At 63.2% G+C, this 8,231-nt stretch carries 6 protein-coding genes; 1 reads left to right on the top strand and 5 read right to left on the bottom strand.

The window, feature by feature from the left end; all coding sequences use genetic code 11:
• Positions 1 to 236: 236 nt before the first annotated feature.
• From ACIPUD_RS34530 to ACIPUD_RS34510, 5 genes are all read right to left on the bottom strand, one after another.
• Positions 237 to 1,592: an esterase-like activity of phytase family protein gene (locus tag ACIPUD_RS34530; RefSeq protein ID WP_377829368.1), complete on the bottom strand. Its 1,356-nt coding sequence runs from the start codon at positions 1,590 to 1,592 to the stop codon at positions 237 to 239.
• 84 nt (positions 1,593 to 1,676) lie between these two features.
• A complete protein-coding gene (locus tag ACIPUD_RS34525; protein ID WP_018453844.1) occupies positions 1,677 to 2,573 on the bottom strand; it encodes a carbohydrate ABC transporter permease in 897 nt (298 codons plus the stop codon).
• Complete coding sequence (locus tag ACIPUD_RS34520; protein WP_018453845.1) at positions 2,566 to 3,522, bottom strand: carbohydrate ABC transporter permease; 957 nt, start codon at positions 3,520 to 3,522, stop codon at positions 2,566 to 2,568. The genes ACIPUD_RS34525 and ACIPUD_RS34520 overlap by 8 nt, the downstream gene beginning before the upstream one ends.
• A 167-nt stretch (positions 3,523 to 3,689) precedes the next feature.
• A complete protein-coding gene (locus ACIPUD_RS34515) occupies positions 3,690 to 5,033 on the bottom strand; it encodes an ABC transporter substrate-binding protein (protein ID WP_018453846.1) in 1,344 nt (447 codons plus the stop codon).
• 88 nt (positions 5,034 to 5,121) lie between these two features.
• The gene (locus ACIPUD_RS34510) at positions 5,122 to 6,165 is read right to left on the bottom strand and encodes a C-terminal binding protein (protein ID WP_026232607.1); all 1,044 of its coding nucleotides are present in this window, start codon (positions 6,163 to 6,165) and stop codon (positions 5,122 to 5,124) included.
• 252 nt (positions 6,166 to 6,417) lie between these two features.
• Here ACIPUD_RS34510 and ACIPUD_RS34505 point away from each other — a divergent pair, with 252 nt between their 5' ends.
• The gene (locus tag ACIPUD_RS34505; RefSeq protein ID WP_026232608.1) at positions 6,418 to 8,103 is read left to right on the top strand and encodes a methyl-accepting chemotaxis protein; all 1,686 of its coding nucleotides are present in this window, start codon (positions 6,418 to 6,420) and stop codon (positions 8,101 to 8,103) included.
• Positions 8,104 to 8,231: the final 128 nt, after the last annotated feature.

Raw genomic sequence — 8,231 nt, 5'->3', positions numbered from 1 at the left:
GACTGATCCCGAACCGCCGGCACAACTCCCGCCGGTTCGCCCCTTCCTGCAACGCAAGCCGCACAAACTCCCGTCGCTGATCCATCACCGACACCTCGTTCCAGGGCATGGAAGGCCTCCCGAATCGGCCATTCCAGCCCAGTTTGAAGTGTCAGCTATGTCTCCGAACACCTGTCAGTGATCTGTCCGGTCTAAACATCGAGCCGGGCGATGACCCGCGTTGAGAGAGCGCTGGCTTACTTCGCCTTCAGGAAGTCCGCGACATCGAGCAGCATGAACTCGTCGTCGTCGGCCTTGTTGGGATCGCGGCTGGACGAGAACGGCAGATTGTTGTCATTGCCGACGATGATGTGGGTTTCGTCGACACGATCGACGTTCTCGATGGTGAAGAACGGGAACGTGTAGACGCCGTCATTGAGCGGCTTCTTCGCCTTCTTGTCGGGATCCCTGATCTTCAGGAGGTCGATGTAGCCGATCTTGCGCACGGGCTTGCCGACATTGGCGTCGGTGAGCTCGATCTTGTAGACGCGCTTGAACTTGGCCACGTCGGGGAAGCAGTTCTCGCCGCGGGTGCCTTGCGGGCAGGCCTTTTCGGGCGTGCCTTCGCCGTTGTCGCGCTCGATGATCAGGCCGGCGCTCGGGTCGATCATGTTGAAGTCGCCGATGGCATTGCCGTTCTGCTCGAACACATACTGCCAGTAGCGGCCGGTGAATTTTTCCGCGGCGACGTCGAATTCGAGGATGCGCGAGGCTTCCTTGCCGTCGACCTTCTCCCAGTCCTTTTTCTCGGCATCCCAGAGCGGCCCCTCGAGCAGGCCGTAGAGAAACTTGCCGTCTTTCGAGGCGGCGAAGCCCTCGTAACCCTTGGAGCGTCGGAGGTTGACGTTGGTGTAGGTCGCACCCGGCGCGCCCGGGGTCGCCACCGCCCAATGATCCGGCGATCGCACGGGCTTACCGTCGGCGACCGTCTCGAATACGGCCAGAATCTTGCCGGTCTTGTCGGCCTTCAGGATGTAGGGGCCGAACTCGTCGCCGATCCAGAAGGTGTCGCCGATAATCTGGAAACCTTCGGTGTCGAAGTCGGAGCCGGTGAGGTAACGCCTCTCGGTGTCTTCATGTACGATGCGGAACGGCACGCGTCTGTCGGGATCGTGCAGGAACACGGTCTCCAGCCGCTCGATCTTGCCGCCGGCCCAATCCATCCTGTAGCGGTTGAGGTACAGCATCGAATCTGGCGAATTGGCGCGCGCGCCCATGCCGTTGTCGGTGATGACCCAGAAAGAGCCGTCCCCCATCGACTTGATACCGGAATGGCCCTGCAGCGGCTGGCCCTTGAACGGCAGCGACACGCCGGTGGCCCGCTCATAGGACTTGCCCATCACCGTGCCGAGCGCGTCGACCCGCTTCCCGGTGGTGTATTTACCGGATGTCTTGAGATCGGCGGGAGCATCAGCCGGCGCGTCGATGAACGTGGCGGCCGGCATCACGACGTGGCCGGCGAGCTTGGCGGGGAATTCGCCTTCGCTCTGCGCCAGCGCGGAGCTCGCGGTCAGAATGATCGTTGCGACGGTACTAAGCAAAGTCGCGCGCATGTGCGTCTCCTGTTAACGGAGGCCGTCTTATGCGGACCGCGCATTGCAGTTTTGTGAAACCGGGCCAAACGCCGCAGCCGACAGCTACTCCTTGACCGCGCCCGTCAGCGACGACACGTAGTAATCGACGAACAGCGAGTAGAAGATCGCAACCGGCAGCGAGCCGAGCAGCGAGCCCGCCATCAGCGCGCCCCACTGATAGACGTCGCCGGTGACGAGCTCGGTCAGGATCGCGACCGGCACCGTCTTGTTGGCGCCGCTCTGGATAAAGGCGAGCGCGTAGATGAACTCGTTCCAGGACAGCGTGAAGGAGAAGATGCCGGCCGAGATCAGGCCGGGCACCGCCAGCGGCAGCGTGATCCGCCGCAGGATCTGGAGCCTGGTGGCGCCGTCCACCAGCGCGCATTCCTCGAGCTCGTAGGGGATCGACTTGAAATAGCCGATCAGGAGCCAGGTGCAGAACGGCACCAGGAAGGTCGGGTAGACCAGGATCAACGCAAGCGGGCTGTCGAACAGGCCGAACTGCACGACCACGGTGGCGAGCGGAATGAACAGGATCGACGGCGGCACGAGATAGGCCATGTAAATGCCGAGGCCGACATAGGGACTGCCGCGGAAGCGCAGGCGCTCGATCGCATAGGCGGCCAGCGTGCTCGCGATCAGCGACAGCGTAGTCGCCCCGACCGCGACCAGCATCGTCGTCCACAGCCAGCGCGGATAGGCGGTGTCGAACAACAGGTGCTTGATGTGGGCCAGCGTCGGCGAGGAGATCCAGAAAGGGTTGTGCTCCTTGTAGTTCATCAGCTCTGCGTTCGGCTTGAACGACGTGATCGTCATCCAGTAGAACGGAAATAGGAGGATCAGCACGAAGCAGCCGAGCGGCAGATAGATCATCATCAGCCGCCGCAGCCCGGAATCCCAGGCCATGGTGTCCGGCGGCGTGGTGGCGACGGCGGCCGGCTCGGCGGCGGTATCAGTCATTGCTCTCTCCCTGCTGCCATTTGCGGCGCGCCAGGCCGAAATAAGAGAACAGCGTTGCGAACACGAGGAACGGGATCATCGACACCGCAATCGCCGCGCCCTCGCCGAGCTCGCCGCCCGCAATGCCGCGCTGGAAGGCCAGCGTTGCCAGCAAATGGGTTGAGTTGCCGGGGCCGCCCCGGGTGATGGCGTAGACCAGCTGGAAATCGGTGAAGGTGAAGATGATCGAGAAGGTCATGACGATCGCGAGGATCGGCATCATCATCGGGAAGGTGATGTAGCGGAACCGCTGCCAGGCGCTGGCGCCATCGAGCATCGCGGCTTCGTAGAGCGAGGGCGAAATGGTCTGCAGGCCCGCCAGCAGCGAGATCGCGACGAAGGGAATGCCGCGCCAGATATTGGCGGCGATCAGCGAGAAGCGCGCCGGCCAGGGCGAGCCGAGGAAGTCGATATTGGTGGTGCGCCAGTGCAGCACGTCGACCAGAAGGTAGGAGATGATCGAGAACTGCGGATCGTAGATCCACCAGAACGCCAGCGCCGAGAGCACCGTCGGCACGATCCAGGGCATCAGGATGATCGCACGCAACAGGCTCTTGAACGGAAAATGGTTGTTGAGCAGCAGTGCGAGCCAGAAGCCGAGCGCGAACTTTCCAAAGGTCGCGATCCCCGTGTAGACCACGCTGTAGAACACCGCGTTCCACCACAGGGAATCGGTGAGCAGATACTGGAAATTCTCGAAGCCGACGAAGACGCCTTTTCTGCCGATCGTCGTGTCGGTGAAGGCGAGCCAGATGCCGAGGCCGAGCGGATAGGTCAGGAACACCGTGAGCAGCCCGATCGCAGGTGCGAGGCACATCACGATCAGGAACGGCTTGTAGTCGAACAGGCGCACCAGCCAGGAGGGTTGCCGGTGCACGAGGGCAGGAGAAGAGAGTGTGGTCACGGACATCGGTTTGTTGTCCCGTCTCTGAAAGTCACCAGGCCCGTCACTGCGAGGAGCCCGTAACAAAATTGCGAAGCAATTTTGCACTGGGGCGACGAAGCAATCCAGGCTGTAACTGGGAAGACAGGCTGGATTGCTTCGCTTCGCTCGCGATGACGCGCTTTTGGCCAGCGCTACTTCTGCCGCCGGAAGTACCGCTTGCAGCGCTGCTCGGCTTCCGCGGCTGCGGCTTCCGGCGTGGCAGCGCCGGTCGCGACGGATGCGAACATCTGAATCAGCACGTAGTCGGCGCTGACGGCACCGGTCGCGGTCGAGATCGGGCCAGCATAGCCGTCATAGTAGATGGTGTTCATGGTGTCCTTGAAGATCTTGATCTTGGGATCTTCGCTCCAGACCTTGGCCTCCGCGTAAGCCGCGAGCGGCTGGGCCCAGTAGCCGGAATTGGCGTTGAGCCACGGCTCGTACTGGTCCTTTTCCAGCATGTATTGCAGGAAGGCCTTTGCGGCGTTGGGGTACTGGCTGTGCTTGAACAGCATGGCGTTCAGCGTCAGGCCCGCCATCGGCGAGACCTTGGCGACACCCTTCGGCAGCAGTTGATGTTCGCTGTCGTCGGCGATCGCCTTGGTCGCCGGATCGTTCTTCAGTGAAAAATACAGCGAGACGCCGTTGGCGGTCAGCGAGATCTCCTGCGCGGCGTAGGCGCGGTTGTTGCTGACGTCGTTCCATGACGTCGTGCCGGCGATGAAGGTCGGATAGAGCTGTTTGACCCAGTTCAGTGCGGCGATCGTCTCCTTGCTGTTGATGACGACGTTCCCCTCTTCGTCGAGCAGCGCCGCGTTGTGCGACCACAGCGCCCAGTTCGCAAAACCGTTGCCGTCGCCTTTGGCGTTGCCGAGCGCCAAGCCGGCCGGCTTGCCGGCCTTCTGAAGCTTCTGGCAGAGATCGAGGATTCCGGCATGGTCTTCCGGCACCTTGTCGAAGCCGACCGATCGCAGGATCGACTTGCGGTAGATCAGCGGACCCGCGGTCGCGCCGAACGGCAGTCCGATCCAGGCGTCGCTCTTGTTCTTCTTGCCGTAGCGCTGCGCCAGCGGCAGCCAGCCGCCGTACCGCTTGCCGACATAGTCGGCGACGTCGGTCAGCTCGATCAGCTTGTCGATATAGATGTGCGGCGCATCGGAGAAGCCGATGATAATATCGGGGCCGGCACCGGAATTCGCGGTCACCGCGGTCTGCTGGTTGATGTCCTCCCAGCCGACGAAGTCGACCTTGACCTCGACCCCGGTCTCCTTGGTGAATTTGGCCGCATTGGCGCGGAACACGTCCTCGTCGGCCTGGACGAAACGTACCGGTCGCAGCATGCGCAGGGATGCGCCTTTCTCGATCGGCAGTTTCGGTGTGGGGACGTCCGCGGCCTTGATCGCGGATTGCGCATTTGCCGGAGCACCGGTTGCCGCGATTGCCGCAGCGGACAGGCCCAGCGCCAAGGCATCACGACGCGTGATGTCGTTCCTCATCGGTTCCTCCCTATATGTTTCCCTTCCCGGCGTTGATCGCCGGTGAAGGGTCTTTCCGGTTGCCGGCGCGCCTTCGCGGCCGTCCCGTCTAGCTGTTCGGGCCGCGGTCCATGCTGACAGGCTGCCAGCGGCGGAGCGCGGTGTCTTGCAGCACCGACGGATTGACGCAGCTTACCGGCCACATGCCCTGAAGCACCAGTGACAATTCGTAGCCCACCCGGCGCTTGCGCGCCTCGTCAAACCGTGCCGAGGCGGAGGCGACGTGGGCGGTCAGGGTGACATTGTCCATGCCGAGCAGCGGATTGTTGTGCGAGGGCGGCTCCTTCTCCAGCACGTCGAGGGCGGCATGGGCGATCCAGCCCTCCTGAAGCGCCTTGATCAGGCTTTCCTCGTCCACGGTGGCGCCGCGACCCGTGTTGATGAAGACGGACCCCTTCTTCATCTGCCGGAAGTGCTTCTCGGTGAGCATGTGATGCACCTCGGGCCGGGCGGGGGCGTGCATCGAGACGAAGTCGGATTGCGACAACACCTCGTTCAGCGTCGCCGGAATCACGCCGTGGTCGGACATCAGCGTTTCCTGGATGAAGGGATCGTAGGCCATCATCCGCAGGCCGAAGGGAGCTGCGCGTTTCGCAACCGCACGCGCCACGCGGCCGAACGAGATGAAGCCGAGCGTCTGGCCCATCAGCCGCGGTATCTTCGACAACGCCGGCCGGCCCTCGGCCCAGCGGCCGCTACGCACCATCCGGTCCTGCTCGACCAGCCGGCGGAAGCCAGCGAGCAGCAGCATCATGGCATGGTCGGCGACCTCCTCGATGAAGGTGTCGGGGATGTTGGTGACGGGAATGCCGCGCGCGGTCGCGGCCTTGATGTCGACGCTGTCGACGCCGACCGAGCCCAGCGTGATGACCTTGCAGCTCTCCAGCGCGTCGATGATGGTCTTGGTGATCGGGATGCCCTTGGCGTAGATGGCGTCCGCTGTCTTCGCGGCGGCGATGAACCCGGCCTCGTCGGCCGGCGCCTCGACGATCTCGGCGTCGATCGGATCGAGCGCCTCGCGCTCGTAGGAATAATCGCTGCTCGCGACCGTGAAGCTCGCGCCCTTCGGCGTCACCACCCTGTATCTCGGCATGTCCTGCTCCCGATTTGGTTTCTTGTTGTGACCCATGCTTTGCGCGGGCCTTTGCGTCTTTTACGCGAAATCGAGGAGGTCGCGTACAATTCCCGGTTGTCATTGAGGCGATTTATACGACTGGTTCGACGTCTTCTCCGGGCTTCTACGGGGCGCCCCGTAACAGCTTGCTAAGGGGTCACCCCCTAAAGGTTAATTTGATTTCGATCGATTCACTCGCGCGTCCTTATCCCTGTGTTGCCGGAGCATCCCGTGAAATTAAGCAATATGAAGATCGCCCCCAAGCTCGGCATCCTCGTCGGCGTCACCTTGTTCGGACTGTGCATTTCCGGGATCCTCGCCGGATACCTGATGAAGCAGGAGATGGTGAACGCGCGCATCGATCAGGCCAAGGCGATCGTGGAGATGGGGCGCAACTACGCCGCTGCCCTCAAGAAGCGGGTCGACGCCGGCGAGCTGACGAAGGATGCGGCGATGGCCGAGATTCGTCGCTACGGCAATGCAATGACGTATGACAACGGTGCGGGCTATTTGTTCGGCACGTCCTATGACGGCATCACCCAGCTCGCGCCCGATCCGAAGCAGATCGGCAGCAACCGCATGGATGTCGTGACCAACGGCCGCAAGCTGTCTGCCGAGTTGATGGACGGGGTCAAGGCCAATGGTTCGATCCTGCTGTATTATGAATATGTGAAGCCCGGCCAGGAGAAGCCGATCCGCAAGCTCGGCTACGCGGTCGCGGTCCCCGGCTTCGACATGTATCTCGGCACCGGCGCCTATCTCGATGATATCGACGCCAAGATGGGTCCGGTCTACTGGCTGCTCGGCTTGGCCATGCTCGGTATCGTCATCGTCGCCGGCAGCGTTGCCTGGCTGATCGGTCGCAGCATCAGCCGCCCGCTCGCCCTGCTCGGAGCCCGCATGAAGGATCTCGCCGAGGGCAAGCTCGACGGCGACATTCCCGGCGTCGGCCGTGGTGACGAGGTCGGCGCAATGGCGTCGACCGTCCAGATCTTCAAGGACAACGCTGTCCGCATCCGCGACATCGAGAAGAGCGAAGCCGATGCCAAGGATCGCGCAGCGGCGGAACGTCGCAGCGTGATGGAGGGCATCGCCAGCGACTTCGAACGCAGCGTCAATGGTATCGTCCGCTCGGTCTCCTCGGCTGCGACGGGCATGCAAGCCACTGCGCAATCGATGACCGCGACCGCCGGCGACGCCTCGTCGCGTGCGGCGACGGTCGGCGCGGCCTCGCAGAGAGCGTCGGGCAATGTCGGCACGGTTGCCGCGGCTGCCGAAGAGCTGTCGAGCTCGGTTGCGGAGATCTCGCGCCAGGTCACCCGCTCGACCGAAGTGGCGAGCCGCGCTGTCAACGACGCCGAGCGTACCAATGCCACGGTGCAGGAACTCTCCACCGGCGCCGAGAAGATCGGCGAGGTGGTCAAGCTGATCCACTCGATCGCGGCACAGACCAATCTGCTCGCCCTCAACGCCACCATCGAAGCGGCGCGCGCCGGTGAATCCGGCCGCGGCTTTGCCGTCGTCGCTTCCGAAGTCAAGGCGCTCGCCAACCAGACCGCCAAGGCGACCGAGGAAATCTCCGCCCAGGTCGCGGCGATGCAGACATCGACCAGCGATGCGGTCGCCGCCATCGGCGGCATCACTCAGACCATCGCCGAGATGAGCGAGATCACCGCGGGCATTTCAGCATCGATCGAGCAGCAGGGCGAGGCGACCCGCGAGATCGCCCGCAACATTCAGTCGGTCGCGGCCGGATCGAACGAGATCAACGCCAATATCGGCAGCGTCACCTCGGCCGCGGAAGCGACCGGCACGGCGGCAAGCGACGTGCTCACCAACGCTCGCGAGCTCGACAGCCAGTCCGGCGCGCTGCGCAGCGCAGTCGACGGCTTCCTCGCCAAGGTGCGCGCGGCGTAGGTCGCCACACCAAAGCGACGCCATCTCCTCTATCGTCATGCCCGGGCTTGTCCCGGGCATCCACGTTCTTGGACACCGGACGCTTTGATCGACGTGGATGGCCGGGACAAGCCCGGCCATGACGGAGA

Source organism: Bradyrhizobium sp. CAR08 (genome assembly GCF_052871955.1).
The sequence above is the reverse complement of the archived record's forward strand: the minus strand, read 5'-3'. Positions and strand labels throughout refer to the sequence as shown.

Excerpts from the sequence above, each read along its gene's own strand:
- ACIPUD_RS34530 (WP_377829368.1), bottom strand. The coding sequence starts at position 1,592 with ATGCGCGCGACTTTGCTTAGTACCGTCGCAACGATCATTCTGACCGCG.
- ACIPUD_RS34525 (WP_018453844.1), bottom strand. The coding sequence starts at position 2,573 with ATGACTGATACCGCCGCCGAGCCGGCCGCCGTCGCCACCACGCCGCCG.
- ACIPUD_RS34510 (WP_026232607.1), bottom strand. The coding sequence starts at position 6,165 with ATGCCGAGATACAGGGTGGTGACGCCGAAGGGCGCGAGCTTCACGGTC.
- ACIPUD_RS34520 (WP_018453845.1), bottom strand. The coding sequence starts at position 3,522 with ATGTCCGTGACCACACTCTCTTCTCCTGCCCTCGTGCACCGGCAACCC.
- ACIPUD_RS34515 (WP_018453846.1), bottom strand. The coding sequence starts at position 5,033 with ATGAGGAACGACATCACGCGTCGTGATGCCTTGGCGCTGGGCCTGTCC.